Source organism: Bacteroides acidifaciens, assembly GCF_903181435.1.
Classification (GTDB): domain Bacteria; phylum Bacteroidota; class Bacteroidia; order Bacteroidales; family Bacteroidaceae; genus Bacteroides.
Genome location: NZ_CAEUHO010000001.1, coordinates 1,908,420 through 1,929,400 on the forward strand (window position 1 = coordinate 1,908,420; position 20,981 = coordinate 1,929,400).

General features: G+C 46.2%; 16 protein-coding genes and 1 pseudogene. 6 read left to right on the top strand and 11 right to left on the bottom strand.

Annotated features, from left to right (window positions below):
• Positions 1 to 30 precede the first annotated feature (30 nt).
• The 6 genes and pseudogenes from CLIN57ABFB40_RS08045 to CLIN57ABFB40_RS08070 all read right to left on the bottom strand — a co-directional run bounded on the left by CLIN57ABFB40_RS08045 (position 31) and on the right by CLIN57ABFB40_RS08070 (position 3,626).
• The gene (locus CLIN57ABFB40_RS08045) at positions 31 to 813 is read right to left on the bottom strand and encodes a hypothetical protein (protein ID WP_175629608.1); all 783 of its coding nucleotides are present in this window, start codon (positions 811 to 813) and stop codon (positions 31 to 33) included.
• Entirely contained in the window at positions 810 to 1,226 is a 417-nt protein-coding gene (locus CLIN57ABFB40_RS08050; RefSeq protein ID WP_175629609.1) for a hypothetical protein, read from the bottom strand. The genes CLIN57ABFB40_RS08045 and CLIN57ABFB40_RS08050 overlap by 4 nt, the downstream gene beginning before the upstream one ends.
• 2 nt (positions 1,227 to 1,228) lie before the next feature.
• Positions 1,229 to 1,912 (bottom strand): annotated as a pseudogene (locus CLIN57ABFB40_RS08055) (RHS repeat-associated core domain-containing protein); the annotation flags it as partial.
• 451 nt (positions 1,913 to 2,363) lie between these two features.
• On the bottom strand, positions 2,364 to 2,459 hold the full coding sequence (locus CLIN57ABFB40_RS08060) for a smalltalk protein (RefSeq protein ID WP_175630357.1): 96 nt from the start codon (positions 2,457 to 2,459) through the stop codon (positions 2,364 to 2,366).
• A gap of 9 nt (positions 2,460 to 2,468) precedes the next feature.
• A complete protein-coding gene (locus CLIN57ABFB40_RS08065) occupies positions 2,469 to 2,993 on the bottom strand; it encodes an N-acetylmuramoyl-L-alanine amidase (protein WP_254871722.1) in 525 nt (174 codons plus the stop codon).
• 111 nt (positions 2,994 to 3,104) lie between these two features.
• Positions 3,105 to 3,626, bottom strand: coding sequence for an HU family DNA-binding protein (locus tag CLIN57ABFB40_RS08070; RefSeq protein WP_175630358.1), 522 nt, complete (start codon positions 3,624 to 3,626; stop codon positions 3,105 to 3,107).
• 423 nt (positions 3,627 to 4,049) lie between these two features.
• On the opposite strand from CLIN57ABFB40_RS08070, the gene CLIN57ABFB40_RS08075 reads away from it, so the two are divergent.
• On the top strand, positions 4,050 to 4,283 hold the full coding sequence (locus CLIN57ABFB40_RS08075; protein WP_175629611.1) for a DUF4248 domain-containing protein: 234 nt from the start codon (positions 4,050 to 4,052) through the stop codon (positions 4,281 to 4,283).
• 368 nt (positions 4,284 to 4,651) lie between these two features.
• Here CLIN57ABFB40_RS08075 and CLIN57ABFB40_RS08080 read toward each other — a convergent pair whose 3' ends face one another.
• Positions 4,652 to 6,043 carry an IS4 family transposase gene (locus tag CLIN57ABFB40_RS08080; protein ID WP_262886940.1) on the bottom strand — a complete coding sequence of 464 codons (1,392 nt, stop codon included), beginning with the start codon at positions 6,041 to 6,043 and terminating at the stop codon, positions 4,652 to 4,654.
• A 314-nt stretch (positions 6,044 to 6,357) separates the two neighbouring features.
• Between CLIN57ABFB40_RS08080 and CLIN57ABFB40_RS08085 the strand changes: the two genes are divergently transcribed.
• The 3 genes from CLIN57ABFB40_RS08085 (at position 6,358) to CLIN57ABFB40_RS08095 (ending at position 11,078) form a co-directional block, all read left to right on the top strand.
• The gene (locus CLIN57ABFB40_RS08085) at positions 6,358 to 6,660 is read left to right on the top strand and encodes a hypothetical protein (RefSeq protein ID WP_175628352.1); all 303 of its coding nucleotides are present in this window, start codon (positions 6,358 to 6,360) and stop codon (positions 6,658 to 6,660) included.
• Positions 6,661 to 6,868: 208 nt separating this feature from the next.
• A complete protein-coding gene (locus tag CLIN57ABFB40_RS08090; protein ID WP_175629612.1) occupies positions 6,869 to 9,079 on the top strand; it encodes a VapE domain-containing protein in 2,211 nt (736 codons plus the stop codon).
• Positions 9,080 to 9,323: 244 nt separating this feature from the next.
• Positions 9,324 to 11,078 (top strand): ATP-binding protein, encoded by a 1,755-nt coding sequence (locus CLIN57ABFB40_RS08095; RefSeq protein WP_175629613.1) that lies wholly within the window; start codon positions 9,324 to 9,326, stop codon positions 11,076 to 11,078.
• A gap of 240 nt (positions 11,079 to 11,318) precedes the next feature.
• Here the strand turns inward: CLIN57ABFB40_RS08095 and CLIN57ABFB40_RS08100 are convergent, their stop codons facing one another.
• Positions 11,319 to 12,938, bottom strand: coding sequence for an ABC-F family ATP-binding cassette domain-containing protein (locus tag CLIN57ABFB40_RS08100; protein WP_175629614.1), 1,620 nt, complete (start codon positions 12,936 to 12,938; stop codon positions 11,319 to 11,321).
• Positions 12,939 to 13,135: 197 nt separating this feature from the next.
• On the opposite strand from CLIN57ABFB40_RS08100, the gene CLIN57ABFB40_RS08105 reads away from it, so the two are divergent.
• Together CLIN57ABFB40_RS08105 and dnaJ are read left to right on the top strand one after the other, a co-directional pair.
• The gene (locus CLIN57ABFB40_RS08105; protein ID WP_175629615.1) at positions 13,136 to 13,720 is read left to right on the top strand and encodes a nucleotide exchange factor GrpE; all 585 of its coding nucleotides are present in this window, start codon (positions 13,136 to 13,138) and stop codon (positions 13,718 to 13,720) included.
• A 26-nt stretch (positions 13,721 to 13,746) separates the two neighbouring features.
• Positions 13,747 to 14,937 carry a molecular chaperone DnaJ gene (dnaJ, locus tag CLIN57ABFB40_RS08110; protein ID WP_175629616.1) on the top strand — a complete coding sequence of 397 codons (1,191 nt, stop codon included), beginning with the start codon at positions 13,747 to 13,749 and terminating at the stop codon, positions 14,935 to 14,937.
• Between the two features lie 145 nt (positions 14,938 to 15,082).
• Here dnaJ and CLIN57ABFB40_RS08115 read toward each other — a convergent pair whose 3' ends face one another.
• The 3 genes from CLIN57ABFB40_RS08115 to CLIN57ABFB40_RS08125 all read right to left on the bottom strand — a co-directional run bounded on the left by CLIN57ABFB40_RS08115 (position 15,083) and on the right by CLIN57ABFB40_RS08125 (position 20,954).
• Positions 15,083 to 16,474, bottom strand: a complete 1,392-nt coding sequence (locus CLIN57ABFB40_RS08115; RefSeq protein ID WP_262886940.1) for an IS4 family transposase — start codon at positions 16,472 to 16,474, stop codon at positions 15,083 to 15,085.
• Positions 16,475 to 16,554: 80 nt separating this feature from the next.
• Complete coding sequence (locus tag CLIN57ABFB40_RS08120) at positions 16,555 to 18,630, bottom strand: family 20 glycosylhydrolase (protein WP_175629617.1); 2,076 nt, start codon at positions 18,628 to 18,630, stop codon at positions 16,555 to 16,557.
• Positions 18,630 to 20,954 (bottom strand): glycoside hydrolase family 20 protein, encoded by a 2,325-nt coding sequence (locus CLIN57ABFB40_RS08125; protein ID WP_175629618.1) that lies wholly within the window; start codon positions 20,952 to 20,954, stop codon positions 18,630 to 18,632. The genes CLIN57ABFB40_RS08120 and CLIN57ABFB40_RS08125 overlap by 1 nt, the downstream gene beginning before the upstream one ends.
• Between the last annotated feature and the right edge of the window lie 27 nt (positions 20,955 to 20,981).

Genomic DNA, 20,981 nt, shown 5'->3' on the forward strand with positions numbered 1-20,981 from the left:
TCCCAACCCCATATCAAATATTTCAGAAACTCACAATTGGTTGTTATCCGATAGATTATAATCTGGGAGCATGAAAAGTATCTGTTTGCATTGATGTTTTTTGCAGAATTTTTTTAGGAATACCTCTAAATTTACATAAAAAGGTGATTGGGAAACAATTCGTTCGTCACTGCAATAGTAACGAAGAGGTTTTCCAAAATTATATTCCAACATAGAGAATATGGGAACTGTATCATTCTCATATATATAATATTTATATGGTATGGAACCATTAGAAATATCAATATATTTTTGTTGAGTCAGTCGAATACCTTTTTCAAAATCTTGATAAACCTTATCGGGAAAGAAAATAATTCTATTATTGGACGAATAACAACGGGGCACACGTAACTTTTCATAATAGTGATAATAATCATTAGGTCTTTCTCCTATAAAAAACGAATTTTCGCAGGGAGAAAAAGGCCAGAATCCAGGTGGCACATATACCAAAGTATCGCCTTCCATCCGCATAGTATAAGTATATTCTTTCTCTTCTTCTATTGATATACGTTTCTTGTTCTTTTTCAAATAGGGAAGGATATTTATTTCAAGATTACTCTTAGTGGCGTTATCGTTAGAATAAGTCTTTAAGAAATATTCTGTAAAACGAATCAAATCCTCGACTGAATCGGGAAATTTGAAATAGCAATTGTGATAGTTGGCAACAATTACATCCAAATGTGGATAAAACATATTATCCCTCTTCAAATATTGTGCATTACATAGAAATGTACACAATAGAATACTAAATAAGAACGTTGTTTTTCTTCTCATTTAAATCTATCTTTAAATAGTTTATTATATCTATTATAAAAATTAGAAGCTGTCTTTTTATCATAAAATACAATCTGTACTGCATTGACAATCTTATCACCTTTTGTATTCATACGTTCAAAATAAATAGGAATGCCGGATTTTAATGCCCCTGTTCCTCTATTTCCTTGTCCACGTACGATACCTTTCCTTGCATATTCCAACCCACCAACTTTTACTTGGTTTTTTACACCTTTATCTGTTTTAAAATAGGCAACAGAACCTCCTTCAATCTCAAATTGAAAATATGTAGATTCTCTCAATCCCAAGGCACTTACTCTGTTATATTCACCTATATCAAAATCGGTAGATTCATCTCCGCTCAGCTTATTTCCAAATCCGTCATTCACTTCTGGAACTGCATACTTTATCAAATGTTGCCCTGATAGTCCTGAATGAAGTAATGATACTTATTATCATCAAGTGATACATATCCCGCTTCGGTCAACAACATCTTCGGAACACCATTTTCATAGACCACATTGCCGCAATAGTCCGTCACGGTAGCATCCTTTCCTATCACATACGTGGTGCGGAGCTTCGTTCCGTCCGCAGCATACGAGAAAGAAATGTCATTCCCGTTTTCAAACTCGATTCGACTCGGTAAATTTAAACAATTATATTGAATATCAATGATATTCTTATTTAAATCTTTCGTTAGATTGCCATTTACATCATAAATGTATTCTGTCGACGAATCAGCGCCATCTTTGAATTCCATCCCGGAAAGTGCAGCAGAAAGAGTAGCATTATCATACACCGACTGCAATTGGTTACCCTCATACGCCAGGTTCAAGTTGTCTATCAAGCCATAAGTAGAAGCATCGGTTTGTCCGTAACGCAGCAAACCTGTGATATTCCCGTTCTTATCATAACCTGTCACTTGTTCATTGAACCGGTCCGCATTAGCGGACAATGACGTTCCTTCGCCATATACCGCATCCGTCAAGCGTGACAGCCCGTCATAGGAATACTTATAACCTTTATCAGCTGAAGAGTCTCCTGTCTTCCATGTCATGCTACTGATATTTCCGTTGTAGCAAGGAACACCGACACCGTCCGTTATAAAACGAGCCATTTCGTCTACTCCAATATAGTCCAGTTGTTGGACCAACTCGTACCGCAAAGGCTCTTTGTTGTAACTGAACGAAATAGAATGCTTTCCAGTGGGCGCAGTTATTTGATGAAGATACCATGAATTTCCCAAACATTCGGAAAAATCATATCTCGTACCGTCATCATTGGTGATATGGAATGCATCTATCGAACTGTTTCTGATAGCGGAGTCGGATACTCAAAATTATGAGTATATTGTGCAAATGATGTTGCATATGCACATATGAATAAAAAAAAGATAATTTTTCTCATCATATCAATGGATTAAAACATTATATTGAATGTAGCAGCTTAATTTATAAGACGTATAAGAATGATTGTGGCACCATATCATTGACATAATGCCACAATCCTCATAGTCTCATGTCGCCCGCACCGCAGAGCGGGGCACATTTTTACAGATTCATCGCATTAGCGCCCAAAACGCCAGCCAAAGCCGAAGCCATTGCGATAACCACTTTCAGGATCATATCCCATACGGATTTCTTCATTGCCATAATTTACCTCCTTTCTGTTTCTTTAAATAGTTGTTTTACTCTGTGTCCTTCCGTGTCCTCCGTCTGTGCCGTGAATGCTCCGGAATCCTTGAATTCCTTCGCCACATCGAAACACGGGCACTGTTTAATCCACTCTTCCGGTTCTATCTCACCGTTTCCGTTGCGGTCCGGCGAGAGGTCGCGGTGTCCGCACACCCGGCAACCGGGGAATCTCTCCTGCAACTGCCCGACGAGCTGCCGGAGCGTGGAACGCTGTGCCGGAGTCCGGATGTCTGCCGGGCGTCCCCGGCAGTCCAGACCACCTTCATAGCAGATACCTATCGAGTGAGCGTTGAAGCCTTTAGCGTGGGCTCCGACGCGTTCCAGCAACCGGGTGAGGTGCAACGTTCCATCCTTGCGGATGTAATAGTGGTATCCTGTCCCGTTGAAGCCGCGGCGGCGGTGCTGCTGCTCCAAGTCGCCTGCGGTGAGCGAACGGTCGGCACGCGTAGCGGAACAGTGGATAACGATTAAGTTTATCTTTCTCATGATGTAGCTGATAGTTTAATGGTTGATTACCGATAATTCTGTAGCTGATTACTGATAATTCTGTAGCTGATTACTGATCGTCCAATGACCGGTTATCGCTTATCGGTCTGTTTATGCTGCCGGATCCGGAGTTTCATCACCGTCATCTCCACCCGGAGTGGGGTCGGGCGTCTCGCCTCCCTCATTATCGTCTTCTCCTCCAGCGTCCGCCGACAATGACTTGAGCTGCTGCTCGAGGTCGACAAAGTCCATCTTGCCTTCCGCACGGGTAGCGGCAAGGTTGGGACGCACGCTGCTCGAGGCGCGGAAGTTGATGCGCACCGTGCGGATGTTTTCGGGCAGGCAGTCCTTCTTCAACTCAGTGCCTATGGTGGTGGCGGAGAGGCTGAACACACCGAAATTCTCGATATTCACCGAATGACCGTGGTAGAGTTCGTGAAGCATCACTTCAACGAAGGTGGTCAACACACTCTTTATGTCGCCCAAGCTGAGCGAAGTCTTGTCCTTCATCTGGACGGCAATGGTGTCCAACGTAGCGGGTTTTCCCCACGTGATAAGATGCGGGTAGTATTTGCCCGCGCTGTCCTTGTCGAACGGAGATTTTCGTAAAATCTTTTTAAATGTAATAGACATACGTTTCTTGTTTTTTAAATGACTGAATAAAATGATTGTTTTTTCTCTCGTTGTCCTCGCGAAGGAGAGCCTGGCGACGTCTTTCCCGCCTATCTTTCCGAGAACACGACAAAGGTCGGGAAACTGATGCTGATGGGATGTCGTAACGGTACATACCGGTACGAAGCAGGAAATACAGATTATTACTTTGACATAGAAAGACGCAGAAAGGCGTACTTGCACACACAAAGAGACATCCATTTGCACAAAAGGCACACTCTTTCACAAAAGGCACGTCCTTGCAAGAGAGGTACATTCTTGCAGGAGAGGTATGTTCTTGCAGGAGAGAAAGAAAAGAGGGAAGATTGCTTGTCATTGTCCGAATAATTTCATATCTTTACAAGGAAATAACAAGGGGAGACACACCCTCCAAAAATAAGCATCATGGAAAAAAGACAAGAAGATTTTCAAATACGGGTCTATCTAAAAACAGAACTCGCACAACTCTATGCTCCACACCTTTCGCCCGAAGCTGCACTGCGGAAAATGCGAAAATGGATACACCGCAACCCCGAACTATACCATCGGCTATACGATGAGGGAAACGAAGGGAAAAACGAACAGGCATACAGCAAAAGACAGGTGGGAATCATCGTGCAATACCTTGACACACCCTGAATCACGCTATCATATACGCAGACTATTACGTACACACATTATTATATACGCACGCGCGCGATATTTTCTTATTTATAATCCCATGTGGGGGGAGAATTTCAGGTGGTGGTCCGCTACCTCCTGAAATTCTCCCCCCTGCTTCTTCTAAAAATTATATACATAATATATATGACTTAAATAATGTAAGTTCGATATAATTTCGTCCGCATGGTTTCCCCTTCTTCGGGAAGGAGGGGTGTCCGAAGGACGGGGTGGTAGGACAAACGAGGTTCTTTCTATCTTACTGTAGATGATAGACTTATGTATTTACCTACCACCTCCCCCTACGGGGACTCCTCCTTCCTGAAGCTACCCTTTATACACAAGTCTTAGCTGATTAACTCATACAATTCAAACTGTGTATAAAATCTATCCAGTCCATTCTTAAAAGTTATATATCCTGGAATGGACTGGCTCTTGTATGCACTCCATGCTCCTAACCTTGCAATAATCCATGCCGCCCATGCCATTGATTCTTTTTTATATGGATTTTGCTGTATTTTTGTATTTCCCTCACTCTTTTTTCCTACTATATGTAATAATTCTATTTCTTTGCTTGTAAAGTAGATTTCTGAAGAGAGGTTTTCATCTTCTTTATCAAAAGAAAGTTTGAGTACCATCACCTGCAGGGCTGCCTGCAAGGAAATTAAGATTAGTTTTTGTAATGCCGAAACTGTTTCCAACTGTGCGTCCTCAATCATGAATCCCTTTCTTTTGAGTACTCTGAACAACTCTTCAATCAGCCATCTACAACGATACCAACCGATACATTCAATTGCTTGTTCTACAGTCTCCACCACATGTGTAGTTAGCAGTCTCCATTCAATAGGACTCTCATTTATCGGTGTACTGGAAGATTTTTCTTTAACATGTATGCAATAAAGACTAACAGGGGGACTGCCCTTTGCCGGACCGTTAACAGGAGCGCACAAAGTGACTCTTTCAAAGCGAAGTTCCATACACGCTATCCGTTTCTTACGTCCGCTTCCCGGGAGCACTTCAAAGCTATACTCTGCCCGTAGAACAGCCTGATCCATTAATGTATTCAGATGGACAGAACAGTCTGGATTATCCAACCGGCAATTCCTTTCATGAACAGAACGGATCAGCAAGTGAACATTATCAGCAGGGATACGGCTGAAAAGCTCGAAAATGTCCGCTTCACGGTCACCGATAATCGTTTTAACTGCATCCCGGGGCATTTGCTCACTGGCAGCCATGCCACTTTCTATCCAACGATATGACTCTTTTTCTTCTATAGGCTGATATCTGTAATTACGTTCTTCACGACTTAAAGCATCCGGTGAGCGATTCCACTGCTTGACCGAAGAAAAGCCTATAGGAATATGGCTGGAGGCATCCACTACCAAGACTGGATGCAAAAAAGTACCACATTGCTTTTGACCGACAATGCCGGGACTGACTGTTTTTTTCTTCATTCGCTCAACATGAGCCTCATAGTTTATCTCCGAGGTATCTTGAATACACAGTAAATGCTTACGACCGGAAGCATTCTTACAGCAAGTTTGTATCAGACCTGATAAGATAGCATCAGAACTGACTGAGGAATTGTTCAAAAATCTATAAGCACCCATCTTTTCTTTATGTTCCTTACTAAATTGATTCACTATAGCACTTTGATGGACAACCATCTGAGAGCAAATTAAGTTTAAACGTCGCAAAAGCCGAGGATCACGAATTTGATCTGTCTCTAATAACATCAAGCAAAGATAAAAAAATAATATATACTTGTGTATAAAGGGTAGCTTCCTGAAGGAGGAGAATCGAAAAGTACAGGCTTACATCAAGCTCCTTTACATCGAACTCTTTTATATCGAACTCTTTTACATCGAACTGCCGTTCAACAGAGATTCTACTGCAAATAATCCTTGGATTGTGATGAAATATCGTCAAAAAAATACACTTTTGTGCTTTTTTTCAAAAAAAACGAATTTTATTACTCATCTAAAACTGTTAAAATTATGTCTAAAAAGGACTTTTTACCAAAGGATTTATCTATCAGAACAAGCAAGCTGTGACACTCGACAAGGAAGCATTTCCCACCACCGACCTACTTGTCACACAAGTACTCAACACCGTCGATCACCTATACACGCATCGCATCGTCGTGCTGCCCGCCGAACGGAAACAGTATATAATGCCCTTTGCAAAGCTCTGCTACAACTCCCTTTTACATTATCACAAAGGACCGAAGTTCTTCGCACAGATACTTTGGCTCTCTTTCGACTTCAGGAAAAACGAGAATTCGGAAGAATCACTCAGTGTGGATGAAATCGATTTTGAGATACAAAAACTGAAAAGACTCCTGTTCGAATAACTGGTTATCAACCATTTGCGGAATGCCGATTGAACATCAAGCAAGCACTGGACAAGCATCAAGCAAGCACAGGATGAACATCAAACGGCAAAGAACGGAAAATATGTTAAAAAACGGGTTTTAGGCTTCTAAAATCCGTTTTTTTATTCCAGCCCAAAGCCGTTCCTTTGCAGCATATCAAAAAAACAGAATAAAAAAACACTTATTTATGAACACGATTAATGTCACTACGTACAAGGGACTATCAGCCGTATCCGGAAGTATCAGTATCAAACAACTGTTCGAGCTCATCCGCAGCAACACCTATCGCGAACGTATCCAACGCCTGCGTCTCGCCACGGAAACCGGTGAGAACGACAAGGCCGACCGCATGAAGCGGCAACTGCCCTATCACACCGTCACCGCCACATACTCCACTGAGAGACTCGCCTGCAGCCTTGCCACCTATCAGGATATCATCACGCTCGACTGTGACGAGATGCCTGCCGAACGCTTGCCGGAATTCCGCCGCCTGACAAACGAATGCCCCGACACGATAGGCAGCTTCACCAGTCCGCGCATGCATGGACTGAAAATCTTCGTCTACCTCAAAGGACGGGAAGCCGAAGCCCTGCGCACCGAACTGAACGCACGCGGAACCATTGATTTCGCCACCCTCAACATCTACCACCACCGCATGTATACCCTCGCCTGCCGACAATACGAACAGCTGCTCGGCACGAAGGTGGACAGCAGCGGAAGCGACATCGGACGCGGCTTTTTCGTATCATACGACCCCGAGGCGTTCCTCTCCGACGAACGGCTGGCAGCTGTACGACCGCTCACCGTGATGGTGACTCTCCCCACCCGCGAAGCATGCAAAAGCACCAAGCGCAAGTCTGTCTCCACCCCGCCCTCCGACGTCACGGACAACACCGCACACGATGCTACGGATGCCTCCTCCATCATCGACCTGCAAGTGCAACTCGACTTCCGCAAAGCAATGGACTACACCCGCCGCAAGGAACGACTGGCGGAGGGCAACCGCGACAATTATTTCTACTGCCTGGGCAACCAGTGTTACCAACGCCACATCACCGAACAGGAAGCGCTGGCACTCACCGGCAAACATTTTACCGACCTCGGCGGATTCGACTTCGCCACACCTCTTCGCAATGCCTATCGATACACCTCCAAGACCGACAACGCTGAAGAGCACCCCAAAGAGCCGCGCATCAACCAGCTCATCCGGTTCATGGACACGCACTATGAGATTCAACGCAACGTAGTGAAGGAGCAACTCGAATTCCGACGCATCACGCCCGATGCCCCCAACACACCACCGCAACCTTTCACCACCCTGCGCGCCAAGGACATCAACACGTTCTATGTCAACGCCCAGCTGGATGGCATCTCCTGCTCAACCACCGCCCTGCGGGCACTCGTCGACTCTGACTATGCGCAACCCTTCAACCCCATCCTCCACTACTTCAACTCGCTTGACCCGTGGGACGGGAAAACAGACCATATCGGGATACTGTCACGCCGCGTGCATGCCACCGACCAGCAGTTTTTCGACGACAGCTTCCGGCGCTGGCTCGTGGGAATGGTGGCATGTGCCATCGACGACGACAAGCAAAACCACCAGCTACTCCTCCTCCACGGCGCACAGGGAAAAGGGAAAAGTACCTTCATCCGCCACCTCCTACCGCCCAAACTGAAGGATTACTACCGCAGCAACATGATCAATCCCGACAACAAAGACCATTTGCTGCAACTCTCGTCGTGCCTGCTCATCAATCTCGATGAGTTTGACACACTTTCCCCCTCACGCATGCAAGAGCTGAAGAGTCTCATCACACAGGATGTCATCACGGAACGGAAAGCGTTCGACATACAGACCTACAGTTTCGTCCGCCGCGCCTCGTTCGTGGCAAGCACCAACAATCCGCAATGCCTGCCGGACATCGGCGAAAACCGGCGTATCCTCTTCAATAGCATCACCGACGTCGATTACCGTACGCCTGTCGACCACCAAGGGATATATGCACAAGCGCTCGCACTCTACCGACAGGGGTTCCACTACTGGTACGAGAACGAAGAAGTGACCTATCTCAACCAACGCAACGAGGAATTCCGCCAGAAGGATCCGGTGGAAGAAAGCCTTTTCTTCTACTTCCGCCCTGCAAAAGGAGGCGATCTGAAAGCTCAATGGTATCCCGCCACGTATCTGCTCTCCATACTGAGCCTGAACGGACGCATACAGTCGAACTCGCAAGCGAAACAAACGCTCACCGCCGTACTCGAAAACCACCATTTCCTCAGCCGCAAGACTCTGAACGGCATCACCGAATATTGTGTGGTGGAATACACACAGGATGAACGCAAGCAAAACGCTACACTGCCGCTACCCCCTGTTCAAAACAAACTGGAGCTGTGACAAGCCGAAACCGGAACGAAAAGAGACGGGAAATGACATAAGAAGCAATGGGGCACACCGTAAGAAGCAATGGGATGCATCATAAGAAGCAATAGGACGGGGCACAAGAAGCAATGGGGTGCATCGTAAGAATCCATTCTTTGTGCGATTACCCAGGAAATTGCACAAAGTTGGCTTATTAATTCATTCTTTTTCCGTATATTTGCTTCAATTATGAATCTCTGATAAAGAAAGGAATCGCAATATGCTGAAGCAAATACCATACGGATTGACGGACTTCGGACGCATCCAGAAAGAAAACTATTATTATGTGGATAAGACGATGTTTATCGAAAAGATAGAAATGCAACCGTCTTACCTGTTTCTGATTCGTCCCCGACGTTTCGGAAAAAGCCTTACGCTGGCTATGCTGGAAGCCTATTATGATGTCCGGTATGCCGACCAGTTCGACGAATTGTTCGGCAATCTGTATATCGGGAAGCACCCCACACCGATACATAACCAGTTTCTCATCATGAGATTCAATTTCTCTGAGGTGAGTTCGAATATCAATGAGGTGGAAGAATCTTTCCGGTTGCATTGCTGCGGGAAACTCAGACATTTTCTGCAAAAGTACGAGCATATATTGGGAAAGGAAATCTGGGACGTGCTGAATGAGGAGACGCTCGAAGAACCGGGAGCATTATTGTCCACCATCAATTCGTACGCCACTCTCAAGGGAGATATCAAGATTTATCTCCTGATTGATGAATACGATAATTTCACGAATACCATTCTTTCAACTTACGGCACGGACCTTTACCGGAAAGCGACGCATGGCGAAGGATACATCCGCCGTTTTTTCAACGTCATCAAAGCCGCCACAACGGGCATGGGCTCTGCCGTCAACCGTTTGTTCATCACCGGAGTAAGCCCGGTGACGATGGACGACGTGACAAGCGGATTCAACATCGGAACGAACATCACTACCGACCCTTGGTTTAACGACCTTGTTGGTTTCAGCGAGAAGGAACTACGCGAGATGCTGACGTATTACAAAGAGCAAGGGGCTTTGCCTTTGTCGGTAGATGACGCGGTGGCAATGATGAAGCCGAATTATAACAATTATTGCTTTAGCAGAAACAAATTGGCGGATTGCATGTTCAACTCGGACATGGTGCTCTACTGTATGAAGTCGTTGATATTGCACGGAGTTAAACCGGACGAGATTGTAGACCCCAATATTCGTACGGACTTTAACAAGCTGGCTTACCTTGTCCGCCTTGACCACGGACTGGGAGAGAATTTCTCCGTCATCAAGGAGATTGCGGAAAAGGGAGAGATAGTGACTGATATCGTCACTCATTTCTCTGCATTGGAAATGACGGACGTGAGCAACTTCAAATCTCTGCTGTTCTATTTCGGACTGCTTTCTATCAAAGGCGTGGATATGATGGGACGCCCCATCCTGCACGTTCCCAACCTGGTGGTTCGCGAACAGTTATTCAATTTCCTGATTCAGGGATATGCCCGCCATGATGTCTTCAAGCTCGACGTGAACCGTCTGTTCTCCTTGTTTGAGAATATGTCTTTCAAGGGAGATTGGAAGCCGTTGTTCGAATTTGTTGCCGGAGCTATCCGCGAGCAGAGCCGCATCCGCGAGTATATAGAAGGAGAAGCACATATCAAGGGCTTTCTTCTCGCCTATCTGAGTATGTTCCGCTATTATCAACTGTATCCGGAATATGAGATGAACAAAGGTTTTGCCGATTTCTTCTTTAAACCCAGTCCGGCAGTACCCGTAATGCCGCCGTACACTTATCTGCTGGAAGTGAAGTATGCGAAAGCCGGTGCGTCGGATAAGGAAATCAGGGCACTTGCCGATGATGCGCGGGAGCAGTTGGTTCGTTATAGCGGGGATGAATGTGTGGTGGAAGCTCGGGAGAAAGGGGGACTGAAACTGATAACTGTTGTATGGCGCAGTTGGGAATTGGCGCTGACGGAAGAAGTAGAGATATAGGAAGACTTAATCACACGAGAGGTATAGGGAAACTTATCACATGAGAAGTACAGGGAGACTTAATCACATGAAATGTGTGAGTGGGGCTTATCAATAAAAATCAGGCACGGATTGCTAAATAAAAAATTAGGCGCGGATTACGCGGATTTCACGGTTTTTGTTAATCAAAAATGATTAGTTATCGTGTTATCCACGTAATCCGCGCCTTAGTTTTATGGCTATGGCTAAGCGTTAGCGTGATTATTTGTCACCGTACATCTTCGCTCTCAGTTCCTTGATGTGGTCTGACGTGATATATTCGTCATATTCCATCATCTTGTCGATGATGCCGTTCGGAGTCAGTTCGATGATGCGGTTGGCAACGGTCTGGATGAATTCGTGGTCATGGGAAGAGAAGAGGATATTTCCCTTGTACGTCTTCAGGTTGTTGTTGAATGCCTGGATAGATTCCAAATCCAAGTGGTTGGTAGGAGTATCCAGAATCAGACAGTTGGCGTTGCGGAGCTGCATGCGGGCAATCATACAACGCATCTTCTCGCCACCGGAGAGTACGCTTACTTTCTTCAGCACTTCTTCGCCGGAGAACAGCATACGGCCGAGGAAGCCTTTCATATATACTTCGTTGCCTTCGCCGAACTGGCTGAGCCAGTCTACGAGGTTGAGGTCGGTGTTGAAGAAGTCGGTGTTGTCCAACGGAAGATAAGCGGTGGTGATAGTCACGCCCCAGTTGAAGGTTCCGGCATCCGGCTTCATGTTTCCGTTGATGATTTCGAAAAAGGCAGTCATCGCACGCGGGTTGCGTGAAAGGAATACAATTTTGTCGCCTTTCTCTACGTTGAAGTTGACATCGTTGAAGAGCACTACGCCTTCTTCCGTCTTCTTGCTCAGTCCGGAGACTTCCAGAATCTGGTTGCCCGGTTCGCGTTCGGGAGTGAAGATGATACCCGGATATTTGCGTGAAGAGGGTTTGATTTCTTCTACGTTCAACTTCTCAAGCATCTTCTTGCGGCTTGTAGTCTGCTTGCTCTTCGCTACGTTGGCACTGAATCGGCGGATGAACTCTTCCAGTTCTTTCTTCTTCTCTTCAGCCTTCGCCTTCTGGTTCTGCTGCTGGCGGAGTGCCAACTGGCTTGATTCGTACCAGAAGCTATAGTTACCGGCAAACATGTTGATTTTTCCGTAGTCGATGTCCACCGTATGCGTACATACGGAGTCGAGGAAGTGACGGTCGTGGCTTACTACGAGCACGGTGTGTTCGAAGTTGGAGAGATATTCTTCCAGCCAAGTCACTGTTTCCATATCGAGGTCATTGGTAGGCTCGTCCAGCAGCAGGTTGTCCGGATTCCCGTACAAGGCTTGTGCCAACATCACACGTACCTTTTCTTTACCGCTCAATTCACCCATCAATGTGTAATGCTTGTCTTCCTTAATGCCCAGTCCGCTCAACAGCATGGCTGCGTCACTTTCCGCATTCCATCCGTCCAGCTCGGCAAATCTTTCTTCGAGTTCGGATACTTTCAGTCCGTCTTCGTCTGTGAAGTCTTCTTTGGCATACAATACTTCGCGCTGTTTCATTATGTCCCACAACACGGTATGCCCCATCATTACGGTATCCATCACGGTAAAGGCGTCCCACTTGAAGTGGTCCTGGCTCAATACGGAGAGGCGTTCGCCCGGTCCCAGGGCAATCGAACCGGTAGTAGGGTCCAAATCCCCGTATATCGTACGGAGGAATGTAGATTTTCCCGCACCGTTCGCACCGATAATACCATAACAATTACCACTCGTAAACTTCAGGTTTACGTCATTAAACAACACTCTTTTACCAAACTGTACCGATACGTTTGAAACTGTAATCATCTTACCTTTTTCTATTTAACTTTAAACTTTTTCGCTTTGAAGTTGCAAAGGTAGGCAATTAAAATGAATTATGAGCTATCCGGTATGTGCCAATCTGACATAAAAGTGTTACCTTTGCAGCATTTTTGGCAAAAACGCCAACTTGGCAAAGTTTTTGCTTGGGAAATTGATATTACGAATAAAAAATAAAAAAAGATATGAATCCGAAAGAAAAAAAGGTGAAGGAAGAAGAGATGAATGTGGAAGACATTCTGAACAATGGTGCGGAAGAACAACCGCAGAACGAACAGGCTGAGGACGCGGCTCCGCTGACGCACGAGGAAGAGCTCGAGCAGGAGTTGGGAAAGGCTCAGGAGACGATTGAGGAGCAGAAGGACAAGTATCTGCGCCTGTCTGCCGAGTTCGACAATTACCGCAAACGCACCATGAAGGAGAAAGCCGAACTGATTCTGAACGGCGGCGAAAAGAGCCTGAGCAGTATTCTTCCGGTAGTGGATGACTTCGAACGTGCCATCAAGACGATGGAGACGGCAACGGACGTGAATGCCGTGAAAGAGGGCATCGAGCTGATTTACAACAAATTCCTGGCTGTGTTGGCACAAAACGGGGTGAAGGTCATCGATACGAAAGACCAGCCGTTGGATACGGATTATCACGAAGCCATCGCAGTAATTCCTGCACCGTCGGAAGCACAGAAGGGCAAGATTCTGGATTGTGTGCAGACGGGATATACATTGAATGACAAGGTGTTGCGACACGCTAAAGTAGTGGTAGGGGAATAAGATTAATTTGTAATTGACAAAGAAGCATGGCAGAAAAAAGAGATTATTACGAAATACTGGGAGTGACGAAGACCGCCACAGCAGAAGAAATTAAAAAGGCTTACCGCAAGAAAGCGATTCAGTATCACCCTGACAAGAATCCGGGGGATAAAGAAGCGGAAGAGAAGTTCAAGGAAGCGGCCGAGGCTTATGACGTATTGAGTAATCCGGATAAGCGTTCGCGTTATGACCAGTTCGGTCATGCGGGTGTGAGCGGTGCGGCAGGCAATGGCGGGCCGTTCGGCGGTTTCGGTGGCGAAGGTATGTCGATGGATGACATTTTCTCTATGTTCGGTGATATTTTCGGTGGTCGTGGCGGTGGCTTCGGCGGCGGATTCAGCGGTTTTGGCGGATTCGGTGGCGGTGGCGGCGGTTCACAACAACGCCGGTATCGCGGTAGTGACCTTCGCGTGAAAGTGAAACTGACTTTGAAGGAAATCTCCGAAGGGGTGGAAAAGAAGTTCAAGCTCAAGAAATATGTGCCGTGCGACCATTGCCACGGTTCGGGTGCCGAGGGTGACGGCGGTTCGGAAACGTGTCCTACTTGTAAGGGTAGCGGCTCGGTGATTCGCAACCAACAGACGATTCTGGGCACTATGCAGACGCGTGTCACTTGTTCTACTTGTAACGGTGAAGGTAAGATTATCAAGAACAAGTGTAAGAAGTGTGGCGGCGACGGAATCATTTACGGTGAAGAAGTGGTGACGGTGAAAATTCCTGCCGGTGTGGCAGAAGGTATGCAGCTCTCGATGGGCGGCAAGGGTAATGCCGGAAAGCACAATGGCGTGTCGGGCGATTTGCTGATTCTTGTAGAGGAAGAACCGCATCAGGACTTGATTCGCGACGAGAATGACTTGATTTACAATCTGTTGTTGAGTTTCCCGATGGCTGCGTTGGGTGGCGCTGTGGAAATTCCGACGATTGACGGTAAGGTGAAAGTGAAGATTGATTCGGGTACTCAGCCGGGTAAAGTGCTTCGCCTTCGTGGCAAGGGGTTGCCGAACGTGAATGGATATGGAACGGGGGATTTGCTCGTGAATATCAGTATTTACGTGCCGGAAGCTCTAAACAAGGAAGAGAAGGCTACGCTGGAGAAAATGGATGCTTCGGATAACTTCAAGCCGAACACTTCGGTGAAGGAGAAGATTTTCAAGAAGTTCAAGAGCTTCTTCGATTGATTTTTTGCTGTTATATATAGATAAAAATAAGTGAGCTGTAATTTTTTGCGGCTCACTTATGCTTTATATAAGGGTATGTGAGTGCGATAGATGTTCGCCCGCATGGCTTCCCCTCCTTCGGGAAGCTACCCTTTATACACAAGTCTTAGCTGATTAACTCATACAATTCAAACTGTGTATAAAATCTATCCAGTCCATTCTTAAAGGTTATATATCCTGGAATGGACTGGCTCTTGTATGCACTCCATGCTCCTAACCTTGCAATAATCCATGCCGCCCATGCCATTGATTCTTTTTTATATGGATTTTGCTGTATTTTTGTATTTCCCTCACTCTTTTTTCCTACTATATGTAATAATTCTATTTCTTTGCTTGTAAAGTAGATTTCTGAAGAGAGGTTTTCATCTTCTTTATCAAAAGAAAGTTTGAGTACCATCACCTGCAGGGCTGCCTGCAAGGAAATTAAGATTAGTTTTTGTAATGCCGAAACTGTTTCCAACTGTGCGTCCTCAATCATGAATCCCTTTCTTTTGAGTACTCTGAACAACTCTTCAATCAGCCATCTACAACGATACCAACCGATACATTCAATTGCTTGTTCTACAGTCTCCACCACATGTGTAGTTAGCAGTCTCCATTCAATAGGACTCTCATTTATCGGTGTACTGGAAGATTTTTCTTTAACATGTATGCAATAAAGACTAACAGGGGGACTGCCCTTTGCCGGACCGTTAACAGGAGCGCACAAAGTGACTCTTTCAAAGCGAAGTTCCATACACGCTATCCGTTTCTTACGTCCGCTTCCCGGGAGCACTTCAAAGCTATACTCTGCCCGTAGAACAGCCTGATCCATTAATGTATTCAGATGGACAGAACAGTCTGGATTATCCAACCGGCAATTCCTTTCATGAACAGAACGGATCAGCAAGTGAACATTATCAGCAGGGATACGGCTGAAAAGCTCGAAAATGTCCGCTTCACGGTCACCGATAATCGTTTTAACTGCATCCCGGGGCATTTGCTCACTGGCAGCCATGCCACTTTCTATCCAACGATATGACTCTTTTTCTTCTATAGGCTGATATCTGTAATTACGTTCTTCACGACTTAAAGCATCCGGTGAGCGATTCCACTGCTTGACCGAAGAAAAGCCTATAGGAATATGGCTGGAGGCATCCACTACCAAGACTGGATGCAAAAAAGTACCACATTGCTTTTGACCGACAATGCCGGGACTGACTGTTTTTTTCTTCATTCGCTCAACATGAGCCTCATAGTTTATCTCCGAGGTATCTTGAATACACAGTAAATGCTTACGACCGGAAGCATTCTTACAGCAAGTTTGTATCAGACCTGATAAGATAGCATCAGAACTGACTGAGGAATTGTTCAAAAATCTATAAGCACCCATCTTTTCTTTATGTTCCTTACTAAATTGATTCACTATAGCACTTTGATGGACAACCATCTGAGAGCAAATTAAGTTTAAACGTCGCAAAAGCCGAGGATCACGAATTTGATCTGTCTCTAATAACATCAAGCAAAGATAAAAAAATAATATATACTTGTGTATAAAGGGTAGCTTCGGGAAGGAGGAGAAACCATGCGGGCGGATATCTATTTCACGATTATCTCGTCAGTAAATATCCAGCCGCCGAACTCTTTTCCGGCTTGTGCCTGATAGCGTACATATCTTCCTTGTGCGTTTCCTTCCCAAGAGATGTCCATGAATTTAATAGGGACTTCTTTGGTTACTTCAAAGGTTTGATGTTTCAACTCTGTGAAGTTGCTTCCGTCGTCGGAAATAGAAATCGTGACAGATGCAGGCAGGAATACTTCTGCGCCTATCACCTGCATAAAGGCGGCGGTAACGGAGTGGATGGAAGTTTTGGTTTCCATATCAATCGTTACATCCAGACGTTTGCCGTCGATAAAGCCTTGCCAACAACCGTCACCGTAAGTCCAGTCGCCACGTATGCCATCCGTCAAGGCGGTGTTTCCCTGAGCGGGATAGTGGGGGCTGTACGGAGTGTTGTAAATCACTTTCTTTCCTAAGGCAAGGTGAGCGGCAGGTTTGGTAGATTCCGGGCGGCTACCGATTTCATTTTTAAGGTCGAAAGGATGGTAGCCTTTTGCCTGCAAATCCGATACGGCTTTCAAAGCACGGGCATGGAAGTCCGGCCATGACTTACGTTCGGGAGCCGACCAGGCAACTTCCGCCAACGCCAATGTGCGGGGATATAACATATACTCTACATGCTCGGGAGTCGGAACATATTCTGTAAAAAGGTTAACTTGTGCGCCATACACAAGTTTCGCCTGTTCCGCCGACAATGAAGCGGCAACCGGATTGTAAGCATAGACCTTTTTCAGAGGCAGGTATCCGCCGATGGCTTCCGGCTGGGAGTACGGGGCATCCTGATAACTGTCCAGATAACAGTGGCTTCCCGGCGTCATGACAGCCCGGTGACCGGAAGTAACGGCAGCAATGCCGCCTTCTTCGCCACGCCACGACATAACTGTCGCATTAGGAGCCAAACCGCCTTTAAGTATCTCGTCCCAGCCCAACAAACGACGGCCGCGGGCGTTCAGAAACTTTTCTATCCGGTGAATCAGGTAGCTTTGCAGTTCGTCTACGTGAGAGAGGTGCTCGTCCTTCATTCTCTTCTGGCATTTCGGGCAGTTTTTCCATGCTGCCATACCGGCTTCGTCACCGCCTATATGAATGTATTCGGAAGGGAAAAGTTCGAGGACTTCGGTCAGTACATTCTCTAGGAAAGTGAATGTCTCTTCGTTTCCGACACAAAAATCCGCATTCTTATAAGGTTCACCCGAACAAGAGAGTTGCGGATAGGCTGCCAATACCTCTTCCGAGTGGGAAGGCATTTCAATCTCCGGAATAACGGTGATAAAATGCTGACGGGCATATTCTACAATTTCACGGATATCATCCTGGGTATAGTAACCGCCGGAAGCTCCGGGTTCGTCGAAACGGACGTATTTGCGGTCGCCATTCCACCATTTTTTCCAGTTGGCATCGGTACGCCAGGCTGCAAATTCTGTCAGCAGAGGGTATTTCTTGATTTCAATCCGCCAGCCTGCCGCATCCGTGAGGTGCAGATGCAGACGGTTGATTTTATAGTATGCCAGTACGTCTATCTGTTTTTTCACAAATTCTTTGGTGAAGAAATGGCGGGATACGTCGAGCATCAATCCGCGATAAGCGAAACGGGGCGTATCCTGCACTTCAACGGCAGAGACGGTGATGACGCCCGTGCCCGAAGAAACCGATAGCTGCAAGAGTGTCTGAATCCCGTAGAAGAGTCCGGCTCCCGAAGTTGCTTGAATCTGGATTCGCTCCGGTGTGACGGACAGCGTATAACTTTCAGGAGTAGGCAACTGCCCGCTCTTTTCCGTTATCAATAGAGAAAGTACATTCTGTGTATCTTTCTTTTTCCCTTTCTTGAGATGAACTGGCAATGCTTGCAGGCAATTCTCCAGAAGCTGCGCTTCTCCACCTTGTAGGTTTGTATAAAGTTTTGTTTTCTCTGAGAGCAAAAAAGAGCCCGTCCCCTGCTCCATTTTCAACGGGACAGGAATGACGGACTGTGCTTGTAGGGAATGTGCGGTCAAGCACATTCCCAATACCCATAAGAAAAGACAAACTTTAGCGTATCTATTCTTTATATTCATTAATCTATCGTGATTTCGTCTACAAACAAGAATGCCGGACTGTCTTTGCCACCATGCCATGCTGGTATTTTACTTTCAGACAGGGCAACCACTTTCACATATTGAGTTTTCACCGGGCTGAATGACAGTTTATGTTCGTAGATGCCATTCTTATCGCTTTCTTTCATAACAGGATACTCCTCGGAAGCAACTTTGGTAAAGTTCTTGCCATCGTCCGAAACTTCTACGGAGAGTCCTCTCGCATCGAACACCCAGTCGCCCTTCTCCACGCAAGTAGAAATAGCAACGCTCGAAATCTCGGTGGGCTGCTGAAGGTCGATAGTCATATCCATATCGTTCTTGTAGAATGCAATCCAACGCCCGGTCTTGTAATTGCCGTTTCCTTTCAAGCCGTCTACCAGTGTAGATTCGCCTTTGAACATGTATTGCTTATTGACAGGTTGGTTGGCTACAATCGGCTTCATACTTGACTTGCTGAAATTCATCTTTTCAGAAACCACACGGCTGTTTCCGGTAGGACGGACAGCAATGGCAGAGAAGGTCACATTTTCCTTGATTTTCAGCGGGCTTTCATAAAGCGGAGAAGCGGCGGTAGGTTCCGTGCCGTCCAAAGTATAGTGGATAGGCGCATTGTCGATAGTAGACAAGGTGATGTCCAGCGTACCGTCTGCCGGGTTCGGAGTGTATTCGGCAGTAACGTTGAATACATGTTTGGCGTAATTGTATCCTTCCGCATCGTACCACTTAATCAGACGTGGCAGACGGGACAGGAAGTCTTCATAATTCTTCTTGTCGGGAGCCGACCACTGGACTTCGGACAAGGCAGCCCAACGGGGTAATACCATATACTGGGCATGAGAGAAAGTAGGAACGTACTCAGTCCAGAGGTTAGCCTGCACGCCTTTGATATATTTCTGTTCTTCCGGAGTGAGGGAAGCCGGCATCGGCTCGTAGCTGTACACTCTTTCAAGAGGCAGGTAACCACCAATACCGAGAGGTTCGTTCTCCGTGTCTTTTGTCTGGTAGTAGTCGAAATACAGGTAAGTGTTCGGTGTCATGATGACATCATGTTTCTGCTTAGCCGCTTCGATACCACCCTTTTCGCCACGCCATGACATGACAGTCGCGTTCGGTGCAAGCCCGCCTTCGAGGATTTCATCCCAACCGATAATCTGACGTCCGTGCTCGTTGAGGAATTTTTCGATATGGTTGATTATGAAGCTCTGCAAGCGTTCTTCCTTACTATGCTTATCATCCGATTTCAAGCCCAGCGCCTTGATACGTGCCTGGCATTTCGGACATTTCTCCCAACGTACTTTCGGACATTCGTCACCACCTACATGGATATATTCTGACGGGAAGATTTCAATCAGTTCGGCATATACGTCTTCGAGGAATTTCAATACCTGGTCGTTTCCGGCACAGAGCACGTCTTCGGATACACCCCATTGTCTCCATACTTCGTACGGGCCACCTGTACATCCGAGTTCCGGATAAGCGGCAAGAGCAGCCTGCATATGTCCCGGCAGGTCGATTTCGGGGATAACCGTGATATAACGTTCGGCAGCATAAGCTACTATGTCTTTCGCCTGTTCCTGAGTGTAGAAACCACCGTAAGGTTTGCCGTCATATTCGCCGGAATTGCGTCCGATGACTGTCTCCGTTCTCTTAGAACCGATTTCCGTCAGTTTCGGGTATTTCTTGATTTCCAAACGCCAGCCCTGGTCTTCAGTAATATGCCAGTGGAAACGGTTCATATTGTGTAAAGCCATCATGTCAATATATGTCTTCACTTCATCTACGGTAAAGAAATGGCGGCTGGTGTCGAAGTGCGCGCCACGATAAGAGAAACGGGGAGCATCCTTTATCTCTACTGCCGGCAAAGCTATATCCGCACCCATTGCAACGGGCAAGGATTTGCGCAAAGACTGGATTCCGTAGAATACTCCGGCTTCCGTAGGACCGGTGATAGTGATTCCGTCACCTGCTACTTTCAACTGGTAGGATTCGGGATTTTCGGCTTCCGCTCCCAATGCCAGTACAATAGCGTTCTTGCCTTCTGTTCCGGCTTCGATGGCAAAGTCTTTTCCGGTAGCTGTTTTCAGATAGTCTGCCAGGAACTTTGCGTTGCGTTGCATCTTTTCGTTACCCTCCGGATAAAGGATTTTCACTCCGCTCTTCAGGATGAAGGGACTTCCCTGAGCTGTAACGATTTCCTGCGGCAAGGGGATGATTTGGTAATCAGCTTCTTGTTGCGCGGATTGGCACGAAGCAAAAAGTCCCGCCACTGCCAAGCATCCGGTTAGCTTTAAAAGTTGTTTCATAAACTAAAAAATTAGGTATTAAGTTAC